Below are 23155 nucleotides of genomic sequence, written 5' to 3' on the forward strand. Positions count from 1 at the left end.
TTTTACTCACTTTCTATATCTTAGTATTTTTTATTATAACATAGACCAGGGTACTTTCAACAAGCAATCTTAAGCAAAAGTTTGTTTTCTTCTTAGTTGTAAATTTAACAAAAATGTTCCATGTGGAACATTTTTGTTTTTTATAAGCACTTGTCTTTTATTTTATATTTTATTCGCATTAAAAAAGGCAACTGTGTCCAAGTTGCCTTTTGTTCCACGTGGAACATTTTATTCTTCTTGTTTTTTTTGCCTGGATTGACGTCGAGCTTCCAGTTTTTTTACTTTATAATCCTTGTTTAGTTGGTAGAGGAAGTATCCAAGTCCTGCCAGGCCCAAAAGGAAAATTAATAAACGGCCTGCAAAGGGAAGACTTTTGAAAGCCTTAGTGGTGGCTAAGTAGCTAGTTGCCAAGATTAATAAGAAACTTAGTTGCCAAAACTTCTTGCTTTGATAGAAAATGTAGAGGTTGCCCAGGGCCAAGGCTAGGTAAAAAATCCAAATCATAGGCCAATAGGGTTTTTACGAGGTTTTCCTCCAGCCCTAGGGTATTTTTTTGGAGTTGCTTTTACTTTTTTTACTAAGACAAGAGTGTGCTCTATGTCTTGAGGTAGGTCTACCTTTTTCACCTCAACAAGCTCTCCTCCCAAAGCCTTAAGGGCAGCCTGCCCTTCTTTTAGCTCTCCTTCAATGTCAGGACCTTTCATGGCTACCATATAGCCCCCAACCTTCACAAAGGGAAGGCAATACTCATATAGGGTGGCTAGGTTGGCTACTGCCCTGGAAGTCACCAAGTCAAAGGCCTCTCTATAGTCATCCTTGCGGGAAAGCTCTTCTGCTCTGGCGTGGATTCCCCGGATGCCTTCTAGACCCATGTCTTCTATGCTTTCATTTAAGAAATCAATTCTTTTTTTCAGGGAGTCCAGGAGGGTTATATCTAGGTCTTTTTTGGCTATTTTTAATGGAACTCCTGGAAAACCTGCTCCGGTTCCCAAATCAAGGATTCTTTTGGCTCCTTGGATTTCTTCTAATTTTAAAAGGGAAAGGGAGTCTAAGAAGTGCTTGATGTTAAATTCTTCATCTTCTGTAATGGCCGTTAGGTTCATAACCTTGTTTTTTTCTAAAACTCGGCCTTTAAAGTCTTCAAAGCCTTCATAACAGGATTCCAGACCCATTTTTTCAATTTCTTGCTTAAACATGTTTTGACCTCTTTTTACTTTCTAAATGAATCAACAAGACATTGATGTCTGCAGGGGAAACCCCTGTAATTCGACTGGCTTGTCCCAAGGTTTCCGGTCTGACTTTTGCAAGTTTTTCCTTGGCTTCGTTTCTTAATCCCTGCACTTCCTGGTAGTTAAAGTCCAGAGCAAGGGGTTTGTTTTCCAATTTTTTTACTTGTCTTATTTGTTGGGCTTGTTTTTCAATATATCCCTTGTACTTAATTTGAATCTCTACTTGCTTTTTAATATCTGCTCTTAAGTCTGTCCTGGCCGGATCAAAAACCTTGGTTTTATCATAGTCTAGCTCAGGCCTGCGAATAACTTCTTCTAGGGTAAGTCCATTTTTCAAGGGGGTAGACCCTAATTCAGTCAAGAGCTTGTTGTTTTCTTGGGTTGGGTTGACCCTAATTTTGCTTAATCTTTCCAACTCTTTTTTTATTTGGTCTTGCCTGTCTAGCATTCTTTCGTAGCGGTCTTGGCTAGCCAGGCCAATCTCATGTCCTATTTCTGTTAATCGTAAGTCTGCGTTATCCTGTCTTAGGGTCAGCCGGTATTCTGCCCTGGATGTCATCATCCGGTAGGGCTCCTTGGTCCCTTTGGTAACCAGGTCATCAATTAATACTCCTATATAGGCTTGAGACCGGTCTAGGACTAGGGCTTCTTTACCTTGAATCTTTCTAGCTGCATTAATTCCCGCCATAAGACCCTGGCAGGCTGCTTCTTCATAGCCAGAGCTTCCGTTGATTTGTCCTGCAAAAAAGAGTCCTTGAATATCCTTGTGCTCTAAAGATCGTTTTAAAACTGTTGCATCAATGGCATCATATTCAATGGCATAGGCATCCCGCATAAACTTCACATTTTCAAGACCGATAATTTCCCTATAGAGCTGTTTTTGCACTTCTTCTGGCAGGGAGGAGCTAACCCCTTGGACATACATTTCTTTCGTTGTCAATCCTTCGGGTTCAATAAAGACCTGGTGGGCCGTCTTGTCAGCAAAGCGCACAACCTTGTCCTCGATGGAAGGGCAGTAACGTGGTCCTGTTCCTTCAATATCTCCCAAGTACATAGCTGCTCGGTTGATGTTTTCACGAATAATTTGGTGGCACTTTTCTGTCGTATAGGTCAGATAACAGGGGACTTGGTCCACATCTAAGTCCTTGTCAATGTTCATAAAAGAGAAGGACTCAAAATCCTTGTCTCCCTCTTGGATTTCCATTTTGGAAAAATCAATGGAATCCCTGTGAACCCGGGCTGGGGTCCCTGTTTTTAGTCTCATTAGGGGAAGACCCAGTTTTTCTAGGCAGGGGGTTAATTCATAGGACCCCTTCATTCCTATAGGACCTGAGGGATAGTTTAATTCTCCCATATAAATACGGCCTCCTAGATAGGTTCCTGTACATAGGATTACACAAGAAGTCCGATAGGTGGCTCCAGTAGTGGTAACAACCCCTTGAATTTGTTGGTCTTCCACTAGGATTTCTGCCACATCTCCCTCTTCCAGGTCCAAATTTTCTTGCTCCTCTACCGTTTTTTTCATTTCCTCATGGTATCTTCTCTTGTCCGCTTGAACCCTTAAGCTATGGACAGCAGGTCCCTTGGATAGGTTGAGCATCCTGCTTTGGATGAAGGTCTTGTCTATATTGACAGCCATTTCACCCCCTAGGGCATCAATTTCTCTTACCAAGTGTCCCTTGCCAGTCCCTCCAATATTTGGATTGCAGCTCATGGCCACCAAGGAATCCAAGTTGAGGGTCAGGATTAGGGTTTTTAAACCCATTCTAGCTCCGGCTAAACCTGCCTCAGTTCCTGCATGGCCAGCACCAACTACCACTATATCATAGTTTCCTGCTTCAAATTGTCGTACTTTGCCCATCTATTTCCTACTTTCCTATGCAAAAATCATGGAAGATCCGGTCTAAAATATCTTCCGTTACGGTTTGACCTGTTATTTCTCCAATAGAATTTAAGGCTTCTCTAACGTCCACTTCAATACAATCCATAGGAACATCCATTTCAACCCCATCCTTAATGGCCTCAATACTCTTTTTGGTCCGTCTCAGAGCATCTAACTGTCTTAAGTTGGTTACGGCCAAGCCCTGGACGTCCACTTGCCCATCATAATAGATGTTTTTCAAAGCCTCTTCCAGGTCCTGGATTCCCTCTTTATTTAAAACACTGATGGAAAAAGTCTCCTTGCCTTGGAAAAAGTCTTTGAAGTCTTGGTCCCATTTTCCCTTTTCATCACTTTTATTAAGGATGTAAAGGACCTTTCTATCCTTTAAAAGGTCCATTAAGTCTTGATCCTCTCGGTCCAGGGGTCTGGATTGGTCAAACAAGGCCAGGATAATATCTGCTTGGTCCATGGCCGCCACGGATCTTTCCACCCCTATCTTTTCAACCTTGTCCTCAGTTTGTCGGATACCTGCTGTGTCAATAATATGGAGAACCACATCATCTAGGCTGATATACTCTTCAATGGAGTCTCGAGTTGTTCCAGGAATGTCTGTTACAATAGCCCGGTCTTCCTTTAATAGGACATTTAAGAGAGAAGACTTGCCTACATTGGGTTTACCCACGATAACGGTCTTGATTCCATCCTTGAGCATTTTTCCACGAGAGGCTGATTGGATTAGGTGGTTCACCCTGTCTAAGAGATCTTGAGCAAGCTCCTGAAATTTCTCCCGGTTTAAAAGTTCAATATCATCTTCCGGAAAATCAATATTTGCCACAATCAAACCCGTTACTTCCATTAACTTATCTTCAATTTCCCTAAACTCTTGACCCAAGGCACCACTTAATTGAAGTAAACCTTGTTCATATGCCTGGTTGGACTTGGCTTCAATTAAATCTATAACAGATTCTGCTTGGGATAAGTCCAAACGACCATTTAAAAAGGCTCTTTTAGTAAACTCCCCAGGCTCTGCCATTCGAGCTCCCAAGCGTAGAGCATAGTCTAAGACCTTGCTTAGGGCAATCCGTCCCCCATGGCAATAAATCTCCACCATGTCCTCCCGGGTATAAGTCCCAGGTCCCTTCATTGATACAGTTAAGACTTCATCGATGACCTGGTTACTATCCATAATATGTCCGTATTGGAGAAGCCTGTTTTTATCTAAATCCAAGGGCTTTCGATCTATTGTTTGAAACATTTTTTGTCCAATTTCTAAGGCTTGGTCTCCACTTAACCGAACAATCCCTATACCGCCTGGTCCCGTTGCTGTAGATATTGCTGCAATTGTTTCGCTCAATCCGATTTCCTTTCTATTTCTAATTAAAATAAAGACCTCCAAAAGGAAGGTCTTTAATCATAGTCTCTTTGTTTTTGAATGGTTACCCGTCGATAAGGATCTCGTCCCTCGGAATAAGTCATAATTCCTTCTTTGTCTTGTAAGGCTGAGTGGATAATCCTACGCTCAGCTGCATTCATTGGTTCGAGACGGATATTTCGACCTGTTTTAAGGACCTTGTTGGCCGTTTTTTCTGCTAAAGATACCAAAGTTTTTTCACGTTTTGCTCGATAATTACTGGTATCTAAAAGCACCCTTGTGTATTCATCTTGGTCCTTATTTACCATTCTTGTCATCAAGTATTGGATGGCATCCAAGGTTACTCCTCGTTTTCCAATCACAATACCTAACTTATTTTCATCTCCCAAGATTTCCACTTCTAAGGATTCTTCCTTTTCCTCAATACGGGTATCCATTTCTAAATCAAAAACTTGACTTAATTTTTCCACAAAAAGAAGAATTTTTTCTTCCTTTTCTTGATAAGTCATTTGTTTTGAGTTTTCTTTTACTGAAGTTTCAGGCTCTTTAGGAGCTTCTTGGCAAACTTCTTCATCTACCTTTTTGTCCTCATAAAACTCTTGGGAAGAATCTTGAGATTCCTCAAGGGGTTCAATTTCATCCAGTTCCTCATCTTGTAAAATGGACCGGACCAGGTTTTTTGGATCCACAATAGTTGTTAGTTTTACCGTTGCTTCCTTTGAACCAATTAAACCCAAAAAGCCCTTGGAGGCTTCCTGTAAAATCTCAACTTCGACCTTGTCTCGAGTGGTATTTAACTTTTTAAGTCCATCTTCTATGGCCTTTTCAACTGAATCTGCACTGGTTATGACATAACTCATTCTAGTCACCTCATTATAGAATCGTCCTTAAATTGCCTTACTTATTCTTTCGATTTTCTTTCTTTTCCTTGGCCTCTTGAAGAGCTTCTTCTTCAGCATCATCAATGCTCTTATAGCTGATAAGTTGTTGGATTAGTGTAAAAGCATTACTTACTGACCAATAAAGAGCAATTCCTCCTGCAAGACGTTGTCCTGCAAATAAAATCATTACTGGCCCCATATAGAGCATCATTTTCATCATACCTTGTTGGTCAGCCATTTGCTTGGCTTGAGGATTGGTCTTGGCTTGAATTTTTTGCATCAACAAAGATGTTCCAAGAGTTAATCCTGCAGCGATAAAGGGTAAAATCATGGTCCGGTCAACATTTTCTAGGTTGGTTAAATAGAAAAAGTTCTTGGCCATGCTTTGATACATACTAGGATCGGTAAAGGCGTACTTTTGAGGATCTCTGAATATGTAAAAGAATGAAATGATAATAGGAAACTGAATAAGTAGTGGCAAACAACCCATTAAGGGATTGTGGTTTGCTTCCTTATAGAGTTGTTGGGTTTTTAAAGCAAGTGTTTGCTGGTCATTCTTATATTTTTGTTGTAATTTTTGTACTTCAGGTTGTAATTCAGCCATTTTTCTTTGGTTTTTTGTTTGCGCTATGTTTAAGGGCAACAAGGCAAACTTAAAGATAATTGTTGTAATGATAACAGCCAAAGCATAAAAGCTGATGGAATTAGGTTCCTGAGGTATTATCGTTTCAAGTAACCGGTAGATGTGAAAAAGCACCTGCCCCAGTATTGTTGCTATGAAACTTATCAAATTAAAATCCTCCTTCTAGGGTAGAGGGTCATACCCTCCCGGATGGAAGGGGTGACACTTTAGAATTCTTTTTATCGTTAATATCAAGGCCTTGCTAAAGGAATATTTCTCAAAAGCCTGCCTTGCATATTCACTACAAGTAGGTTGAAACCTGCAGTGGGCTCCTGCAAAAATCGTAGGGGATAGGTATTTCTGGTAAAAACGGATTAATTTTAAACAAATACGGTTCATCCTATCATCCTATTTTTAGTTTTGAAATCTTTAATAGGTGGTCAAAAGAGGATTCCAATTGCTGGTAGGTCAATTGGTCTACTCCTTTTTTTACCACACAAACTAAGTCATAGCCTGGTTTGATTTTGTTAAGCCTTTGACGATAAATCTCCCTCAGCTGCCTTTTTATCCGATTTCGAACAACAGCGCCTCCCACCTTTTTGCTAATTGAAAATCCAATCCGTGTGTAGCCCAAGTTATTCTTCTTTTGATAAAAAACGAAACTGCGGTTTCCTGATGTCCTTTTTCTTCTATAAACCCTGCTAAAGTCGCCATCCTTTTTTAAAAAATTAGGACTTTTCATTAGGCGGATAGTCTTTTACGACCTTTTCTGCGGCGAGCCTTAAGAATAGCACGACCAGAACGAGTTCTCATTCTTCTTCTAAAACCATGTTCTCTTTTATATTGTTTATTTTTAGGTTGGTAAGTTCTCTTCACTGTTGCACCTCCTAACACATACCTAGATTTAAATACACTATTAGAATTATATGGTCAGAAGGGCTAAATGTCAAGAAATTTTCTTTTTTTATACTTTTTCTAAAATTTTTTAAATTATCTGTTTAAAATAAAATAGGGTGGGTAAGATTATAACACACAAATTATTGTATGTCATAATTTTGTGTTGTTATGTTTTCTGTTTATATATTTTTAGGAGGTTTAAAATGAAAACTATCAAAACAAGTCAAATTATCGATGAAATTAACAGTAATTTTGCAAAAACCTACAAGGGTGCAACTAATTTTGTTGATTCAGGAGAATTTTGGGATTTCTGTTTAGAAACTATTAAAGATCCCATCAGCTTAGGAAATATTGTTTTTGCAAATGATATGGGTGTTCCTCCAGTAAAATCTTTACTTACGATTTATGAAAGAAGATGTACGCCAGAAAGAGATTTTACAGCTAGTGAAAGTCAATGTATGGGTGCCTTAATGGGTTTTGTTTTTAAATTTGTTTTAGATTATAAAGATCAAAACGAAAGATGTTCTGTTAATAAATTAGGAGTTATAACTGCAACAAGATTCTTAAATGGATCTATTTGGGCATTTGAAAGATAAAATCTCTCACTATATTTTATTTAATCTTTTTAAGAAAAGATATAAAGCCTCTATATGTGGAAACTTTGTTGATATCTATGTGGATATCAAGTATAATATACACATATCTGTGGATAAAATAAAAGACTGTGTATATCTTTATTTATCCACAAAATGTGAATAAAATGTGTATAAGTTTTAACTTTTTTTATTACATTTCTAAACAATATCTACAATTACGTCTGAGAAATATCCACAACCTTTCATTGTGTACACTGTGGATATTTCTTTTTGACACAGCTTTTCCACAAGTGTGGGTAAGTTTATCTTCATTTTTTCTAGTATTTTGGTTGTTGTGGATAATTTTTAGGAGGAATACCTTGAACCAAGATTTACTTCACTTGTGGGGAAATTTTCTCAGTGAACTTCAAAAAACTGAAATTTCACCCATAACCTATGATACTTTTTTTAAACAATTGTCTCCTATAAAGCTTGAAAATGATACTCTTTACATCAATACCCCAACCTCTTTTATTGGAGACCATATCTGTAATAATGAGTCCTACCACCGCTATATGGTGGATATTTTCAACCGCCTTACCGAAAAAAAATTGAACTTTAAGTTCCTGGTTGGAGATGCCCCATACAATTCTTTTCAAACCAGCTCCCAGGATCAATTATATGAAAGAAGCCGTTTGAATCCCAAATATACCTTTGATACCTTTGTTGTAGGCAAGTCCAATGAATTTGCCCACGCAGCCAGTGTATCTGTAGCAGATAGTCTGGAAAAAGCCAATGCAAACCCACTTTTTATCTATGGTGGAGTGGGGCTTGGAAAAACCCATCTTATGCATGCCATTGGCCACTTTGTCCTGGATCGAGACCCTGAAAAAAAGGTCCTCTATGTAACCAGCGAACAATTTACCAACGAATTTATCAATTCCATCCGGACCAATAAAAACGAACATTTTCGCCATAAATATCGGAGCATGGATCTTTTATTAATTGATGACATCCAATTTATTGCTGATAAAGAAACCACTATGGAAGAATTTTTCCATACCTTCAATGAACTCTATGCCGCTGATAAACAAATTGTCTTAACATCTGATAAACCACCAAATACCATTCCTAAGCTGGAAAGTCGCCTTATATCCAGGTTTGCTGGAGGTCTTGTAGTTGACATTGCTCCACCGGATTTAGAAACTCGAATTGCCATTCTCAGGAAAAAGTCAGATGCTGAAGGATTTCAAGTTCCTGATGATGTCATTAACTTTATTGCTGAGCAAGTCCAAAGCAATATTCGAGAATTGGAAGGAGCCCTATCTCGGGTTACGGCTTATAGCCGGCTAACTACAGGAACTATCAGTATAAAAACTGCCTCTTTAGCCCTAAAGGACCTTTACCGGGAACAAACGACTAAACCCATTACTCCTGAAGCCATTAAAAAGGTCATTTCCAGGCATTACAACGTGTCCTTAGAAGACCTAGATTCAAAAAAGAGAACTCGATCTATTGCTTATCCTAGACAAATCGCCATGTATATGAGCCGTCAATACACAGATCTTTCCCTTTTAAAAATTGGGGAAACTTTTGGAGGAAGGGACCATTCCACTGTTATCCATGCCTATGAAAAAATATCTGAAGATGTGGAAAATAATCCTTCTTTAAATGCAAAAATCCATCAAATGATCCGAGAGGTAAAAGGAGACTTGTGAATAAGTTAGGTCTTATCCAAAGAATATCCACAATTTGTGAACAAGAAATCCTTCTTCAAACAAGCTTGGAAAAGTCACTTATCCACAAATTCACATCCCCTACTACTAATACTATATCTTATCTATTATCTATAAGGAGCAAGCCATGAAAGTAGAAATCCATAAACAAGACCTCATAGGTCCTATTAATACCGTCCAAAAAGCTATTTCTGGACGAACTCCCCTTCCTATATTAGAAGGTATATACTTTAAAGCTGAAAATAATCAAATCACACTTATGGGGACAGATGGAGAAATTTCCATCCAATCCACAGTAGCAGCCAAGGTTATAGAAGAAGGAGAAATCGTCTTAGGATCCAGACTATTTGGAGACATTATCCGAAAACTTCCCTCAGCAACAATCTACTTAACCTTGACAGAACATAATTTAAACATCCGTTGCCAACAATCTGAATTTAATATCATGGGGCAATCTACCCAAGAATTTCCACAAATGCCAGAAATCAATGATCCTGTAAAAATTCAACTAGCTAGAGAAAGTCTGGTGGATTCTTTAAGGTCTACAAGCTTTGCTGTAAGCTTAGATGATTTAAGAATGGCCCTAACAGGTGTCTTGTTGGATTGCAAACCAGGAAAGATGAGCTTTGTTGCCCTAGATGGCTATAGGATGGCTCTGAATGAATTGGAAATCCAATCGGATGCAGAGATTCAAGCTATTGTTCCAGCAAGGGCCTGTACAGAAATTGTTCGGCTTTTAGATGATTCTTTAGATACGATTTTAATCGAATTAGCAGATAACTATATAAAAATAGACCTGGGATCCACGATCTTTGTTTCAAAACTCATTAATGGAGAGTTTTTCCAATACCAAGGGTTGGTTCGCAATGACCACAAGATTAATGTTAAATTAAAGCGTCAAGACTTCGTTCAAGGCTTGGAAAGGGCCAACCTTCTAGCCAAGGAAGAAAGATCAAACTTGGTTAAATTAGACATATCTGCTAATGAAATCTTAATAGAATCCCATTCAGACATTGGGGATGTCCACGAATTGATCCCATGTACTACAGAAGGAGAAGGCTTGAAAATAGCTTTTAATAGCAAATATCTATTGGAAGGAGTCAAGGCCATTCAAGAAGAGGAAATTATCTGCCATTTTATTGATTCAGTAAATCCATGTATTATTGAAAGTAGTGAAAAAAGTGGCTATATATACCTAGTTCTTCCTGTTCGTTTGGCCGGTCAATAATGGAAAAGATAATTGAACTGAAAGATGATTTTATCCGCTTGGACCAAGCCTTAAAATTGGGAGACCTGGTCCAAAGTGGAGGCCATGCAAAACTACTGATCCAAGAGGGCCAAGTTATGGTCAATGGGGAAGTTGAATACCGCAGAGGAAAAAAACTACTGGCAGGAGACAGGGTTTTTTTAGAGGGCCAAGAACTTTTAATTAAGTAGGTGGATTATGTTTGTAAAAGATATTCAACTGGTTAATTTCCGCAACTATGAAAATATTTACTTTCAACCCAATCAACAAATGAATATCTTTTATGGACAAAATGCCCAGGGAAAGACTAACCTCCTGGAAGCCATTTATTTTTTACTAAGAGCCAAGAGTTTTAGGACCAATTCGGAAAAACAAGCTATTAGTTTTAATAAGGACCAATCCTTTGTCCGGGGAAGGATTGAAGTGTTTGGCTTTGACTATATTTATGAAGTTAAAATTTCTCAGCATAATCCAAAAAAAATAAGGATTAATGAGGAAGCCATATCCAATATCAGTCAATATAGTGAAAAAAGTCCCTGTGTCTTGTTTCGCCCGGAAGATTTAAATATGGTCAAAGAAGGACCCAACCTAAGACGGGACTTCATTGACAACTTGATAGACCAGGTGGACCCTTCTTATGAAATTCTCCTGCGTCGATACAATAGAGTAATGTTTCAAAGAAACATCATATTAAAAAAGAATCAAGATCCGAGTCTTTTAAGAGTTTACCAGGACCAATTAGTGGACCTAGGGAGTCGGATTATAAAAAAACGCTATGAAAGTCTAGAATCTTTTAAAAAATATGCAAAAAAATACCATTTTTTCATAAGCTATGAAAGAGAAAAACTTGATTTAAGTTATGAAACAAAAATTTCCTACCAAACTTCTTTGGAAAACATGAAAAGAGACTACCAAGAAGCTTTTAATCAGTCTTTAGAAAATGACTTAAATTTAAGGCGGACCAGCTTTGGACCCCATCGAGATGATTTAAAAATCTATATCAACAACAAGGAAGCCAAAGATTTTGCCAGCCAAGGTCAACAAAGAAGTGTTCTCCTATCTTTTAAATTAGCTGAAGTAGTTTATATCGAAAGGGAGGCTGGGCAAAAGCCTGTTTTATTGCTGGACGATGTCTTTTCAGAACTTGACCAAAAAAGAAAAAAGCTCTTTCTAGATGCCATTGGCACATGTCAAACCTTTATCACCACAACAGACCAGGTGGTACAAATTCAAAAGATTGTTCCAGATTCAAGTGTATATTCGATTAATCAAAATAAATTGTTTTCTTAGTAAGGAGGAATAGAGGCGGTTATGACCGAGAATAAAAGAAATTATTCAGCAAGTGATATTCAAGTACTGACGGGGCTAGAACCTGTAAGAAAAAGACCAGGTATGTACATAGGTAGTACAGGACCCAAGGGACTCCACCACCTCGTCTATGAAGTAGTGGATAACTCCATTGACGAGGCCCTAGCTGGAATTTGTGATACCATTCAAATTCAACTAGAAAAAGACAATTGGGTTTCTATTATAGATAACGGTTCTGGGATTCCAGTGGAAATCCATCCCCAAACAGGTAAATCAACCGTAGAAACCGTCTTGACCATCCTTCATGCTGGAGGAAAGTTCAATAATGGAGCCTACAAGGTTAGTGGTGGTCTTCACGGGGTAGGGGTTAGTGTTGTTAACGCCTTGTCCAAACACTTGATTGCAACAGTTAAAAGAGATGGAAAAATCTACCAACAAGAATTTTCCAAGGGAGATACCTTAACTAAGCTTAAGGAAATTGGCACTTGTGGAAAAGAAGAGCATGGAACTAAAATCTCTTTTTGTCCTGATGAGGAAATTTTTACAGAAACCACAGAATTTTCCTATGAAGTTTTAGCCAAGCGCTTTAGAGAAATGGCCTTTTTAAACAAGGGAGTCAAAATCGTTTTTGAAGACCAAAGGGAAACAGAGAGAAAAGAAACCTACCACTATGAAGGTGGTATTAAAAGCTTTGTTGAGTTTTTAAACAAGAAAAAAACGCCTGTCCACCAAGAAGTTATCTACATGGAACAGGTCAAGGAAGGAATTTCTGTAGAAGTAGCCATGCAGTATACAGATTCCTATTCAGAAAATATTTTAACCTTTGCCAACAACATCCATACAGAAGAAGGTGGAACCCACCTATCCGGTTTTCGATCTGCCTTAACCAGGTCCATTAATGAATATGGCCGTCAATATAATTTAATTAAAGAAAAAGAAGAAAACCTGTCTGGAGAAGACGTTCGGGAAGGGATTACAGGGATTATCAGTGTAAAACTTCCCCAACCACAATTTGAAGGACAAACCAAGGCAAAGCTTGGAAACAGCGAGGCTAGAACAATTGTCGATGCTGTAGTTACTGAAAATCTAGAGACCTTTTTGGAAGAAAATCCCAAGATCAGTAAGGCAATTTTACAAAAAGCCCTATCAGCTAGAAGGGCCAGGGAAGCAGCCAGAAAGGCCAGAGACTTAACCCGGAAACGGTCTATCTTAGATTCGACAGTCCTTCCAGGAAAATTACAAGACTGCCAATTGGATGATAACAAGGTTACAGAAATCTTTCTAGTGGAAGGGGACTCAGCAGGAGGTTCCGCCAAGGGAGGCAGGGACCACATGACCCAGGCCATCCTCCCACTAAGAGGGAAGATTATGAATGTTGAAAAGGCCAGATTGGATAGGATATTAAATTCAGATGAAATCAAGGCCATGATTACAGCCTTTGGTACCGGAGTAGGATCTGAATTTAATATTGAAAAATTAAGATATGGAAAAATTATCATCATGACTGATGCCGACGTAGATGGGGCCCATATCCAAACCCTGCTCCTTACTTTCTTCTTTAGATACCTTAGACCACTCATTGAAGGAGGTCATGTCTATGTAGCCCAACCACCCCTCTATGGGATCAAGAGAGGGTCCAAGGTCATTCGCTACTGCTATAGCGATGATGAATTAAAGAGAGTTATGGCTGATTTAGGTCGAGACAATAAATATAAAATCGGCCGTTACAAGGGTCTTGGTGAAATGAATGCAGACCAACTTTGGGAAACCACCATGAATCCAGAACATCGAATTCTTTTAAGGGTGGGAATTGAAGATGCCCAAGAGGCAGATGAAGTCTTTACCATGCTTATGGGAAGTGATGTCAAGCCAAGACGTGAATTTATTCAAGAAAATGCAGTTTATGCAGAAAATATTGATGCTTAGAAGGGAGGGACTTTGTGGAAGAATTTGAACACATGAAAGAGACGATTAATGATGTAATCCTTGAAAAACAAATGCAAAGGGCCTATCTGGACTATTCCATGAGTGTTATTGTCAGTCGGGCACTCCCAGATGTAAGGGATGGTTTAAAGCCTGTCCACCGGAGAATTCTCTATGGGATGCATTTGGAAGGGATGACACCAGATAAACCTACGGTGAAATCAGCCAACCTGGTTGGTTTTGTTATGGGTAAATTTCACCCCCATGGGGATACAGCTATCTACGATGCCGTAGTCCGTCTAGCCCAACCCTTTAATACCCGCTATATGTTGGTTGAAGGACAGGGGAACTTTGGGTCTATTGACGGAGATAGTGCTGCAGCCATGCGGTATACAGAAGTTCGTATGACAGACTTGGCCCAAGAAATGTTGAAGGATATCAACAAGGATACAGTAGAATTTGGTTTAAACTATGATGAAAAAATGAAGGAACCCACCGTCTTACCTTCTCGTTTTCCAAACCTACTGGTAAATGGGTCTACAGGGATTGCCGTTGGGATGGCAACCAATATGGCCCCACACAACTTAAATGAAGTGATTGATGGGGTTACAGCCTATTTAGATGATCCATCCATTTCAATTGTAGACTTGATGAAATCCATCAAGGGACCAGATTTTCCAACGGGTGGACAAATCATGGGCAAATCTGGAATCAAGGAAGCCTATGAAACTGGTCGAGGCCGGGTCATTATGCGGGCAGTGGCTGAAATAGAAAAGTTAAAAAACCGCCATGCTATCGTGATTACAGAACTTCCCTACCAGGTAAACAAGGCTTCTTTAGTTAAGAAAATTGCCGACCTTGTTAAGGACAAACAAATAGACGGAATTTCTTATATTGCCGACCAATCAGGTCGGGATGGGATTAAGATTGTCATCGAATGTAAAAGAGATGCCAATCCCCATGTTCTTTTAAACAACCTCTACAAGCAAACCCAACTTCAAAGTACCTTTGGTATTATCAACTTAGCCCTGGTAAATGGGGTTCCTAAGGTTTTAAATTTAAAAGAACTTATTGGCCATTATGTGGACCACCAAAAAGATGTAGTAACTCGCAGGACACAATTTGACCTAGACCGGGCAGAAAAGAGAGCCCACATCTTAGAGGGTTTAAAAATAGCCATTGACAATATTGACCGGATTATTGAAATTGTTCGAGGATCAAAAAATGACCAAGAGGCCAAGGATAAGATGGAAGAAGAATTCCAGTTAACAGACGTCCAGTCTCAAGCTATCTTGGACATGAGAATTCGTCGTTTAACCGGTCTGTCTAGGGAAAATTTAGAAATAGAATATGCAGACCTCTTAAAGAGCATTACCTGGTATAAGGAAATCCTAGGCAGTGAAAAAATCCTTATTGGCATTATTAAGGAAGAATTGGAAGAAATTAAAAACAAGTATGGGGATGAAAGACGGACAGTCATTGAACCCTTCCAAGGAGAATTGGAAGATGAAGATTTGATTGAAGAAGAAGATGTCGTCATTACCATGACAAACTTTGGCTACATTAAACGGATGCCGGAAGGAACTTATAAGCCACAAAGACGGGGAGGACAGGGAATTTCTGCCCTAACTCGTCGGGATGAAGACTTTGTTTCCAACCTCTACATTACTTCCACCCACGATACCATCTTATTCTTTACAAATAAGGGGAGGGTTTACAGCTTAAAGGCCTACCAAGTTCCCCAAGCCGGTCGTACAGCTAAAGGAACAGCTGTTGTAAACTTAATTAACCTCCAAAAAGATGAAACGATTCAAGAAATGATGCCTGTAAAATCTTTTGAAGAAGAAGATTCTTTGGTCTTTGTTACCAAGGATGGCCTCATTAAAAAGACCTTAATTAGTGAATATTCAAATATTCGTAGTAATGGAATCAATGCCATCCAGTTAAATGAAGGTGATGAGCTGGTAACTGTTCGTCAATCTTGTCCTGGGGATGAATACATTGTAGTCACCAAGGAAGGAATGGCTATTCGCTTTACAGAAGACCAGGTTAGAAATATTGGACGGAATGGTCAAGGAGTCAAGGCTATTAACTTGGACAGTCAGGACCAAATTGTGTCTATGGATATTGTAAAAGAAGACAACTATCTTTTGGCCATTACAGAAAATGGTTTTGGAAAAATGACTGAATTGGATAAGTATAAGGTTCAAAACAGAGGTGGCAAGGGATTAATCACCTATAAGATTAATAAAAAAACGGGCCCCTTGGTTTCTGCAAAAGTTGTAGATAAGAAGGATGAAATTATGATGATATCACAATCTGGAACCATTATCCGCCTGGAAACCAAAGATATCAGTGTTTTAGGAAGAAGCACTAGTGGTGTAAAACTAATGAATATCAAGGATTCCAATGTTGTTTCTGTGGCTAAATATTTAGGAGAATGATGAATTAACAAGACTCTTAAGTAAGATACATTGAACTGAACAAGGAGGTAGCTATGTCTTTTCAAATTGCCCGTCAATATGACGAAGATCAAAATTTATTAATCTTAAAACCCAAGGGAGAATTAGATATCACCAGTACACCAGAATTTAAAAAAGTCGGTGAAAGGGAATATGAAAAGTACAAAACAGACATTTTAATTAATGCAGAAAACTTAATTTATATGGATTCTACAGGCCTGGGCGCTTTTATTTACTTATTAAAACTCTGCAAAGACGACAATAAGAAAATAAAAATTAGTAAGATGAAAAAGTCCATTCGAAAATTATTTACCATTACCCAATTGGACAACCTATTTGTTTTTGAAGGAGAAGAAAATGACTGATCTTTTAAGTTTTTCTTTTCCAAGAAAGAAAGACTATATACCTGTAGCCCGCCTGACAACTTCCTACTTGGCTAGTCTAAAAAATTTAGACTTAGATACCATTGAAGACTTACGGATGATTGTAACAGAGGCCTGTAATCTTTCTTATTATCTTCAAGAGGACCAAGGGGATATTTCTTTAAAAATATCCCTAGGAGAGGATAAAATTTCCTTTGCCATCTCCTGCCCCTATCCAGAAAAAATAAAAGAAGACGACCTATCTCTTATGAGTGAATCCATTATTCGGTCCCTGGCAGATGATCTGGATTACAAGGATTCAAGCATGGTTATTTCAAAGTCCATCCAAACAGACCAATGATGGATAGACAAGCATACGATCAATTGGATCGTCAACTCACAAAAGAAGAAAGAAAAGAGATGTTTCAAGAGTATGCAAAGACAAAGGACCAAGAATTAAGAGATATATTAATTGAAGAACACCTCTATATTGCAGAGATTTTATCTAAAAAATATGCAAATCGGGGGATTGATTATGACGATATCTTCCAAGTGGCTTCCATTGGGTTAATCTATGGGGTGGAAAGGTATGACCCTTCCAAGGGCTATGAATTTTCAAGCTTTGCCACTCCTACAATTATTGGGGAAATAAAAAAATACTTTCGAGACAAGGGTTGGACTATCCGGGTCCCCAGAAGGATTCAAGAGCTTTCAAAAAAAATCAACAACGCCAAGATTACCCTGGCTCAAGAATATCAAAGAACTCCTACAATCAAGGATATTGCCGATTATTTAAATGTCAGCCAAGAAGATGTTTTGGAATCTATGGAGGCTTCCAAGGTTTATTCACCAACCTCTTTGGACTTAAAATTTGAGGGGGCTGGAGATGACAAGGAAGTCAACTTATCCGACTTGATTGGGGAAGAAGAGCCTTATTTTAATCAGATTGAGGTCAATGATTTTCTTGAAAAAGCCATGGAAAAATTAAATGACGTTGAAAAGACGATTTTAATTGACCGCTACTACAATAAAAAAACCCAAGTTTCCATTGCAGAAAAGCTAGACATCTCTCAAATGACCGTATCTCGGATTGAGAAAAAAGTCCTGGAAAAGATTAGGAAAGAAGCCTATAGGGCAGCAAATATGTAGGGGGTTTTTATGAATAAGAAGAAAAATTTATTATTTATAAGTAAGCTCATCTATTTTCTGGAAATTATTATTAGTGCTACAGTCATACTGGCCATTATCTTTTCATTTCCAGACCTATTTAAGTACATTATTAAAATTGTAAACAGTGATCCAGACCTATCTTTAAATCTTTTTCAGGATTTTTTAAAGCATAGTCTAATGCTTGTGATAGGTATGGAATTTATCATGATGCTGATTGCATATTCTGATAAAAATATTATCTACCTTATTACCTTTGTTATTGCCAGAAAACTTTTGATTAAATCGGATACCATGTTGGACCTATTGATTGGGTCTGTGGCCATTGCCATCCTATTTTTTGTCAAAAATTTTATTATGAAGAAAAATATGAATGTAGATGTCAATGCGGGGATTTTTTCTGCGGCAACATCGGTGGAGTCCATTAATCAACAGTTTAACTACCATATAGATAGCCATGGCTTCCAGTCTATTGGAGGCTTGGTCTATTATCTTTTACAGCAAGCAGGTTCCGAAATTGCAAATGGAGAGCTTATTTCAGACCAATACTATATCTACCAAATTGAAAAAGAAAGTAATGGAACCATTGAGCTCATTACCATCCAACCAAAGTAACTTTCTCCCTGGAGAAAGTACTTTTTCTTAAGGAGGTTGATTATGGATAAAAAAATAGCCATGCTAGGAGTTGGAAATATGGGCGGGGCCATCGCCATGGCCTTGGCCCAAAAGGGATACTCTCTAGTTTTATCAAATAGAAGCTTGGAAAAATTAGAGAAGTTTAAAGTCTTTGACCAAGTAGAAATTACCCAAGACAACCAGGAGGCTTGTAAAAAGGCAGACTATATCTTTATTGGAGTCAAACCTTATCAGTTCGAGGCTTTAATGGAAGACTTAAAAGATTCCCTGCAAAAACCCTTAATTTCCATGGTTATGGGAAAAAGCCTAAGAGAGATGGAAGATCTTTTAGGACATCAAAAACTAGTGAGGATCATGCCCAATACACCAGCCCAAGTGGGAGAGTCTATGACAGCAGCGGCCTTTGGTCAAGATTTAGACTCAAAAGAAAGACAGGATATCCAAGAGCTTCTGATGGCCTTTGGGTCCTATAAGGAAATTCAGGAAGATCAATTTCCAGCTTTTTGTGCCCTATGTGGTTGTATGCCAGCCTTTATTGACCTCTTTATTGAAGGAGCCTCCGATGGGGCTGTCTATTGTGGTTTAAAAAGAGAAGACAGTTATGAGTTTTTAGCCCAAACCCTAAAAGGGGTAGCAAAATTATTAGAAGAAAGTAAAAAACATCCAGGAGTTTTAAAAGATGAAGTTACTTCGCCAGCTGGATCCACTATAAAGGGGGTCCATGAGTTGGAAAAGGGGTCTTTCCGCTATCTCATTAGCCAAGCAGTGATTACAGCAGCAAAAAACAGTTAACTTGTTATTTTATCCAAGGCCAGGGGCCAGGATAAAAACTTAAATCTTTAAAGGGGAAAAAATGGAAGAACTTATATTTTTAATCAATGTCTATAGTGATTTAGAAAGAGGAATCGCCACAGTGGCCTTGGAAGATGCAGGGATTCCCTACTCCTTAAAAGACTATGAGTCAGGAAACTACATGAGGCTTTTCATGGGGTCTTCTATTTATGGTTGTGAAATAGATGTAAGTCCTGAAGATTATGACCGGGCTGTTGAAGTCATTACCACTGTCTTAGGGCCTGGAATTTTTGAAAAACAAGAAAAATAAGCTAAGAGAGGGAAAATAAAAATCTTTTTATTTTCTCTTTTCTTGTACGCTTTAGCATGAAAAAACCACCAGCTATGCTGGTGGTAGGAAAATAAGCTTTAGCTTCAAGTAAAAAAGCCTCCCATGATATACTAAATAAGTTACTGGCAGTAGCATATTTAGAAAAGGGAGGCATCCACNTTCAAAAAAGAGTGCATACAGTTGTATAGGCAAGGGAAATGGCCTGATACACCTGATGGGACCAAAGAAGAAAACCTTCATGCTTCCATTAGAAAATGGTTTAGATTAGAAGAACTTCATGGCCCAGAAATTTTAAACCATGGAAATAATATCCACTGGACACCAGATGAAAAATTAGAAATGGTGTCGAAAGTGCTGGCTGGAAATTCAATAAAGGCAACTGCAATCGAAAATGGAATAAATGAAGGACAACTTTATTCATGGCTTAACAAGTATAAAAAGGATGGATATAATGGTCTTGTGAATAAAAAGAAAGGCCGTAAATCTAAAAATACAACCATGAAAAAGAAAAATATCCATAAACCAAAAGAACTGAATGAATCCGAAAGAGAAGAACTCATAAGACTTAGAGCAGAAAATGAATATATGAAGGCTGAGAATGAAATAATAAAAAAAGAGATCGCCTTGAGAGAAGAACGTTACGCTGCGCAACTCAAGGCGAAAAAGCAGCGATTGTCAAAGAACTCAAAGAAAAAGGATACAGACTAAAGGATCTTTTAAGAGCCATTGATTTGCCGAGGTCAACATACTACTTTGAACTAAATAAAGTGGATAAAATAAAAGTTAAGAATCGTCCGATTGCAGATAAAATAGCCCAAATCTTTCACCTACACAAAGGAAGATATGGAGTGCGAAGAGTCTATATGGAGTTAATAAATCAAGGCTATGTCATAAACCATAAAAAAGTACAAAGGATTATGCACGAACGAAAACTTTTTGGAAAGGGCTCTAAAGAAAAATACCACTCCTATCAGGGGAAAATAGGTAAAGTAGCAGATAATCTAATCAATAGAGACTTCAAAGCAGATAGACCTTTACAAAAATGGACCACGGATGTCTCTGAATTTAAATTTTCTTGGGGTAAATGCTACATCTCTCCAATACTTGATATGTATACCAATGAGATTATCTCCTACGACTTATCCTTAAGTCCTAATTTAAAACAAATATCTACTATGTTAAGAAGAGCATTTAGAAAATTTCCAAAACTAAAGAACTTAATACTACATTCAGATCAAGGTTGGCAATACCAACATAAATATTATGTCAATGAGCTTAAAAAACATGGGATAAAGCAATCCATGTCAAGAAAAGGGAATTGCTATGATAACTCCATTATGGAGACATTCTTTGGAAGGCTAAAAAATGAAATGTATTATGGTTATGAAAAGAGCTATCGCTCTTTTGACGAATTTTCGAGAGCAATAGAGGAGTATATAGATTATTACAATAACGAAAGAATTCAATCAAAAACAAAATGGATGCCACCTACAAAGTATAGGTTAGCATCCACTACAACGAATTAATTAAATATTGTGTCCAGTTTTATGGGTACACATCATTCCCGACAGGTTTTTTAGTCTTATTGGTTTAAAAGACGGGTCCAGTCTTCAAAAGTCCGATCCATGGCATCCTTACCACTTCTTCGAACCAATTCATGGCTGTTGGTGGCTTCCACCAATTCGTAATAGCACCAGGACTTGATGTCCAGGTCAGTAAACTTCTTAATAGACCCTTCAAAGCCTTGGATGGCCACATCGTCTGCCACCCGGTTAAAGACCCGGTTTAAGAAGGCTGCTGCTTCGGCCCGGCTCAAGAAGGCATCTGGTTTAAAGGTTCCGTCCTTATAGCCGGCAATCCGCTTGTTGCTATAAACTTGGTTGATTTCTTTTTCATACTTGTGACCAGCAATGTCCGTAAAGGGTGCCTTGCCTTCCCCGGCCTTGTCAATGGCTGCCACCATCTTGATAAATTCAGCCCGGGTTACTGGTTGGTCGGGCCGTAAATTTCCCTTTTCATCCGTATCCAACATGCCGGCCCTTAGGGCTGCATTGATGTTACCTAGGTACCAGGCCTTGTCCCTAAGGTCAGGATAGTCTGCCTTGGAGGTATCGGAAAGGTCTAACTTTCCAAGCCGGGTTACCATGGCTGCTGCTTCGGCCCGGGTTAGGGTTCCTTCTGGTCGAACCGTCTTGTCCACATAACCAAAGATATAGGCCAGGTGGTCTTCCCTGGGTCTGGTGTCTTTTTCTTCCTCTTCTGGAAGGACAAAGAAGCTAATTTTTGGAGCCATATTGGAGTCTGGTGTGGGGTTTGGTTTGGGTTCTTCTTTCTTGTAAACGTAGGATAATTTAAGGTCATTCGCCTTACTTTCATCAATTTCCGCATCAGATTTTAGTGTAAATTTGAATTTCCCAGCTTGCTGTGTACCTAATGATGAAAGCATATATCCCTTAATAGATCCTGTTATAGTGATACTTTCTTTTCCTTCACTATCAGCAAGTTCTTTTGCTCTTGCATCTGTTATTCTGACGATATTTTGATTATCAATCCCATCAGCAGAGCCTAAAACTCTTAAGGTCATATTGGATAAAATTTCACTTGCTACAGTTCCTTGAGGTCCCTTTGGGATAGAATACTCTGGAATTCTTTCTCCTGTAAAACCACGATCCGTATTCTTATCATTTGGATCCCATTGCCTCAATATTACTCTGATGGTAATCTTTCTATAATTTTTATCCTTACCATCTGCAGCTTTATACTTAGTATTAACACTGAATTTCGTTCTTGGATCACTGTTACTTACTGAAGCTTTATAGTCATCCAATCCATTCAATACATCTTTTGTTCCGTCCTCTTTAATACCAAAGGCATAAAGTGGTCTCCATGAGTAACTTTTAAATTCTAAGAATAATTGGTCTGGAACTACAAGTCCTTCATCTTCTCCAAAGTCCATGTTTAAGTCAACATGAGTATAGCCAGCAGCTTTGCCATCATCAGTTGAAAAGTCATTATTTTTAAATCTTTCTCCATAATCACGACTTAAAATTGGTAATATCTGATTACTTCCCGCTATATTTTTATATGCAAGCATGGCAGCTACCCAGTCCATCTCAAGCTCAGAGTTTAACACTACTTCGTTAATTGTCTTATCGTCATCTGTTTTTTTGTACTTGTCAATGATGACACCATCAGCACTGTAGTTATCAGTACCCTTCAAAATATCATCAGCTTTTAAACTCTCATCAATCATTACCTTGTTAGCATTTATTCTATCTGTAATTTCAGTAGCTAATTGACCTGGAACTGCTAAAGCAAATGGACTTTTAGGCAATGGATCTCCATAAGGTTTATTTATTTCATAATAAACAGCATAAATTTTAGCATCTTTTGGTATAGAGCTTCCAAATACATCTGCAATTGTATCTTCAGGTGAGAACAATTTTGCACCGTCTGCTAATACTCCATTAGCTACAGGAGCCTTATCAGACCAGCCTAAGAATTGCTTTGCTTTTCCTCTTAATAAACCACTGTTATACAATTCATAACCTATCTTATCTGTAAGTTCATAGTGTTTTGGCGTGTCTTCTTTTGTAGTTGATTCATTTACCCATTGACCAAAAAGTGTCACATTAGGTTCCCCCTCAGCAAATACCTGCCAGGGCATGACACCCAGCAGCATGACTGCTGCCAAAAAGATGCTTAATAGTCTTTTCATATTTTTTCCTTTCTTT

25 protein-coding genes are annotated in these 23155 nt (G+C 38.4%); 15 read left to right on the forward strand and 10 right to left on the reverse strand.

What is annotated here, in order from left to right:
• Positions 1-228 precede the first annotated feature (228 nt).
• From CS898_RS01455 to rpmH, 9 genes are read right to left on the reverse strand one after another with little or no spacing between them, the layout of a single operon-like run.
• Entirely contained in the window at positions 229-504 is a 276-nt protein-coding gene (locus CS898_RS01455; RefSeq protein WP_099207856.1) for a hypothetical protein, read from the reverse strand.
• Complete coding sequence (rsmG, locus tag CS898_RS01460) at positions 501-1196, reverse strand: 16S rRNA (guanine(527)-N(7))-methyltransferase RsmG (RefSeq protein ID WP_099207857.1); 696 nt, start codon at positions 1194-1196, stop codon at positions 501-503. The genes CS898_RS01455 and rsmG overlap by 4 nt, the downstream gene beginning before the upstream one ends.
• On the reverse strand, positions 1189-3090 hold the full coding sequence (gene mnmG / locus CS898_RS01465) for a tRNA uridine-5-carboxymethylaminomethyl(34) synthesis enzyme MnmG (RefSeq protein WP_009430657.1): 1902 nt from the start codon (positions 3088-3090) through the stop codon (positions 1189-1191). The genes rsmG and mnmG overlap by 8 nt, the downstream gene beginning before the upstream one ends.
• 7 nt (positions 3091-3097) lie before the next feature.
• Positions 3098-4465, reverse strand: a complete 1368-nt coding sequence (gene mnmE / locus CS898_RS01470) for a tRNA uridine-5-carboxymethylaminomethyl(34) synthesis GTPase MnmE (RefSeq protein WP_099207858.1) — start codon at positions 4463-4465, stop codon at positions 3098-3100.
• Positions 4466-4518: 53 nt separating this feature from the next.
• Positions 4519-5343, reverse strand: coding sequence for an RNA-binding cell elongation regulator Jag/EloR (gene jag, locus CS898_RS01475; RefSeq protein WP_099207859.1), 825 nt, complete (start codon positions 5341-5343; stop codon positions 4519-4521).
• Positions 5344-5380: 37 nt separating this feature from the next.
• Positions 5381-6154, reverse strand: coding sequence for a YidC/Oxa1 family membrane protein insertase (locus CS898_RS01480; RefSeq protein WP_009430162.1), 774 nt, complete (start codon positions 6152-6154; stop codon positions 5381-5383).
• Between the two features lie 15 nt (positions 6155-6169).
• On the reverse strand, positions 6170-6385 hold the full coding sequence (gene yidD, locus CS898_RS01485) for a membrane protein insertion efficiency factor YidD (protein WP_009431427.1): 216 nt from the start codon (positions 6383-6385) through the stop codon (positions 6170-6172).
• Between the two features lie 4 nt (positions 6386-6389).
• Complete coding sequence (gene rnpA / locus CS898_RS01490; RefSeq protein WP_009431910.1) at positions 6390-6728, reverse strand: ribonuclease P protein component; 339 nt, start codon at positions 6726-6728, stop codon at positions 6390-6392.
• Positions 6728-6862, reverse strand: a complete 135-nt coding sequence (rpmH, locus tag CS898_RS01495; protein ID WP_009430491.1) for a 50S ribosomal protein L34 — start codon at positions 6860-6862, stop codon at positions 6728-6730. The genes rnpA and rpmH overlap by 1 nt, the downstream gene beginning before the upstream one ends.
• A 224-nt stretch (positions 6863-7086) precedes the next feature.
• On the opposite strand from rpmH, the gene CS898_RS01500 reads away from it, so the two are divergent.
• The 15 genes from CS898_RS01500 to CS898_RS01570 all read left to right on the forward strand — a co-directional run bounded on the left by CS898_RS01500 (position 7087) and on the right by CS898_RS01570 (position 20947).
• Positions 7087-7479 carry a hypothetical protein gene (locus CS898_RS01500; RefSeq protein WP_099207860.1) on the forward strand — a complete coding sequence of 131 codons (393 nt, stop codon included), beginning with the start codon at positions 7087-7089 and terminating at the stop codon, positions 7477-7479.
• Positions 7480-7838: 359 nt separating this feature from the next.
• Positions 7839-9176: a chromosomal replication initiator protein DnaA gene (dnaA, locus tag CS898_RS01505; protein ID WP_099207861.1), complete on the forward strand. Its 1338-nt coding sequence runs from the start codon at positions 7839-7841 to the stop codon at positions 9174-9176.
• A gap of 145 nt (positions 9177-9321) precedes the next feature.
• The gene (dnaN, locus tag CS898_RS01510; protein ID WP_009430439.1) at positions 9322-10422 is read left to right on the forward strand and encodes a DNA polymerase III subunit beta; all 1101 of its coding nucleotides are present in this window, start codon (positions 9322-9324) and stop codon (positions 10420-10422) included.
• Complete coding sequence (locus CS898_RS01515) at positions 10422-10631, forward strand: RNA-binding S4 domain-containing protein (RefSeq protein ID WP_009431043.1); 210 nt, start codon at positions 10422-10424, stop codon at positions 10629-10631. The genes dnaN and CS898_RS01515 overlap by 1 nt, the downstream gene beginning before the upstream one ends.
• Positions 10632-10638: 7 nt before the next feature.
• A complete protein-coding gene (gene recF, locus CS898_RS01520; protein WP_099207862.1) occupies positions 10639-11730 on the forward strand; it encodes a DNA replication/repair protein RecF in 1092 nt (363 codons plus the stop codon).
• 21 nt (positions 11731-11751) lie between these two features.
• On the forward strand, positions 11752-13674 hold the full coding sequence (gyrB, locus tag CS898_RS01525) for a DNA topoisomerase (ATP-hydrolyzing) subunit B (protein WP_099207863.1): 1923 nt from the start codon (positions 11752-11754) through the stop codon (positions 13672-13674).
• 14 nt (positions 13675-13688) lie between these two features.
• The gene (gyrA, locus tag CS898_RS01530; RefSeq protein ID WP_370737033.1) at positions 13689-16115 is read left to right on the forward strand and encodes a DNA gyrase subunit A; all 2427 of its coding nucleotides are present in this window, start codon (positions 13689-13691) and stop codon (positions 16113-16115) included.
• Between the two features lie 53 nt (positions 16116-16168).
• Complete coding sequence (locus CS898_RS01535; protein WP_099207864.1) at positions 16169-16498, forward strand: STAS domain-containing protein; 330 nt, start codon at positions 16169-16171, stop codon at positions 16496-16498.
• Positions 16491-16856 (forward strand): ATP-binding protein, encoded by a 366-nt coding sequence (locus CS898_RS01540; protein WP_009430077.1) that lies wholly within the window; start codon positions 16491-16493, stop codon positions 16854-16856. The genes CS898_RS01535 and CS898_RS01540 overlap by 8 nt, the downstream gene beginning before the upstream one ends.
• Complete coding sequence (locus CS898_RS01545) at positions 16856-17644, forward strand: SigB/SigF/SigG family RNA polymerase sigma factor (RefSeq protein ID WP_099207865.1); 789 nt, start codon at positions 16856-16858, stop codon at positions 17642-17644. Before CS898_RS01540 ends, CS898_RS01545 begins: the two co-directional genes overlap by 1 nt.
• Before the next feature lie 9 nt (positions 17645-17653).
• Positions 17654-18277 carry a hypothetical protein gene (locus CS898_RS01550; RefSeq protein WP_099207866.1) on the forward strand — a complete coding sequence of 208 codons (624 nt, stop codon included), beginning with the start codon at positions 17654-17656 and terminating at the stop codon, positions 18275-18277.
• A gap of 42 nt (positions 18278-18319) precedes the next feature.
• Complete coding sequence (gene proC, locus CS898_RS01555; protein WP_099207867.1) at positions 18320-19090, forward strand: pyrroline-5-carboxylate reductase; 771 nt, start codon at positions 18320-18322, stop codon at positions 19088-19090.
• Positions 19091-19151: 61 nt separating this feature from the next.
• Entirely contained in the window at positions 19152-19400 is a 249-nt protein-coding gene (locus CS898_RS01560) for a putative signal transducing protein (RefSeq protein WP_009431542.1), read from the forward strand.
• 201 nt (positions 19401-19601) lie between these two features.
• A complete protein-coding gene (locus tag CS898_RS01565; RefSeq protein WP_234975995.1) occupies positions 19602-20129 on the forward strand; it encodes a helix-turn-helix domain-containing protein in 528 nt (175 codons plus the stop codon).
• Entirely contained in the window at positions 20093-20947 is an 855-nt protein-coding gene (locus CS898_RS01570; RefSeq protein ID WP_141558234.1) for an IS3 family transposase, read from the forward strand. Before CS898_RS01565 ends, CS898_RS01570 begins: the two co-directional genes overlap by 37 nt.
• A gap of 56 nt (positions 20948-21003) precedes the next feature.
• On the opposite strand, the gene CS898_RS01575 is transcribed toward CS898_RS01570, so the two are convergent.
• Entirely contained in the window at positions 21004-23139 is a 2136-nt protein-coding gene (locus CS898_RS01575) for an S-layer homology domain-containing protein (protein ID WP_099207869.1), read from the reverse strand.
• Between the last annotated feature and the right edge of the window lie 16 nt (positions 23140-23155).

It is taken from the genome of Urinicoccus timonensis, from assembly GCF_900232945.1.
Lineage (GTDB): Bacteria > Bacillota > Clostridia > Tissierellales > Peptoniphilaceae > Urinicoccus > Urinicoccus timonensis.

Excerpts from the sequence above, each read along its gene's own strand:
- rsmG (WP_099207857.1), bottom strand. The coding sequence starts at position 1,196 with ATGTTTAAGCAAGAAATTGAAAAAATGGGTCTGGAATCCTGTTATGAA.
- CS898_RS01455 (WP_099207856.1), bottom strand. The coding sequence starts at position 504 with ATGATTTGGATTTTTTACCTAGCCTTGGCCCTGGGCAACCTCTACATT.
- mnmG (WP_009430657.1), bottom strand. The coding sequence starts at position 3,090 with ATGGGCAAAGTACGACAATTTGAAGCAGGAAACTATGATATAGTGGTA.
- CS898_RS01515 (WP_009431043.1), top strand. The coding sequence starts at position 10,422 with ATGGAAAAGATAATTGAACTGAAAGATGATTTTATCCGCTTGGACCAA.
- proC (WP_099207867.1), top strand. The coding sequence starts at position 18,320 with ATGGATAAAAAAATAGCCATGCTAGGAGTTGGAAATATGGGCGGGGCC.
- rnpA (WP_009431910.1), bottom strand. The coding sequence starts at position 6,728 with ATGAAAAGTCCTAATTTTTTAAAAAAGGATGGCGACTTTAGCAGGGTT.
- CS898_RS01500 (WP_099207860.1), top strand. The coding sequence starts at position 7,087 with ATGAAAACTATCAAAACAAGTCAAATTATCGATGAAATTAACAGTAAT.
- jag (WP_099207859.1), bottom strand. The coding sequence starts at position 5,343 with ATGAGTTATGTCATAACCAGTGCAGATTCAGTTGAAAAGGCCATAGAA.
- CS898_RS01575 (WP_099207869.1), bottom strand. The coding sequence starts at position 23,139 with ATGAAAAGACTATTAAGCATCTTTTTGGCAGCAGTCATGCTGCTGGGT.
- CS898_RS01550 (WP_099207866.1), top strand. The coding sequence starts at position 17,654 with ATGAATAAGAAGAAAAATTTATTATTTATAAGTAAGCTCATCTATTTT.
- CS898_RS01540 (WP_009430077.1), top strand. The coding sequence starts at position 16,491 with ATGACTGATCTTTTAAGTTTTTCTTTTCCAAGAAAGAAAGACTATATA.
- dnaN (WP_009430439.1), top strand. The coding sequence starts at position 9,322 with ATGAAAGTAGAAATCCATAAACAAGACCTCATAGGTCCTATTAATACC.
- recF (WP_099207862.1), top strand. The coding sequence starts at position 10,639 with ATGTTTGTAAAAGATATTCAACTGGTTAATTTCCGCAACTATGAAAAT.
- yidD (WP_009431427.1), bottom strand. The coding sequence starts at position 6,385 with ATGAACCGTATTTGTTTAAAATTAATCCGTTTTTACCAGAAATACCTA.
- CS898_RS01535 (WP_099207864.1), top strand. The coding sequence starts at position 16,169 with ATGTCTTTTCAAATTGCCCGTCAATATGACGAAGATCAAAATTTATTA.
- CS898_RS01545 (WP_099207865.1), top strand. The coding sequence starts at position 16,856 with ATGGATAGACAAGCATACGATCAATTGGATCGTCAACTCACAAAAGAA.
- gyrB (WP_099207863.1), top strand. The coding sequence starts at position 11,752 with ATGACCGAGAATAAAAGAAATTATTCAGCAAGTGATATTCAAGTACTG.
- CS898_RS01560 (WP_009431542.1), top strand. The coding sequence starts at position 19,152 with ATGGAAGAACTTATATTTTTAATCAATGTCTATAGTGATTTAGAAAGA.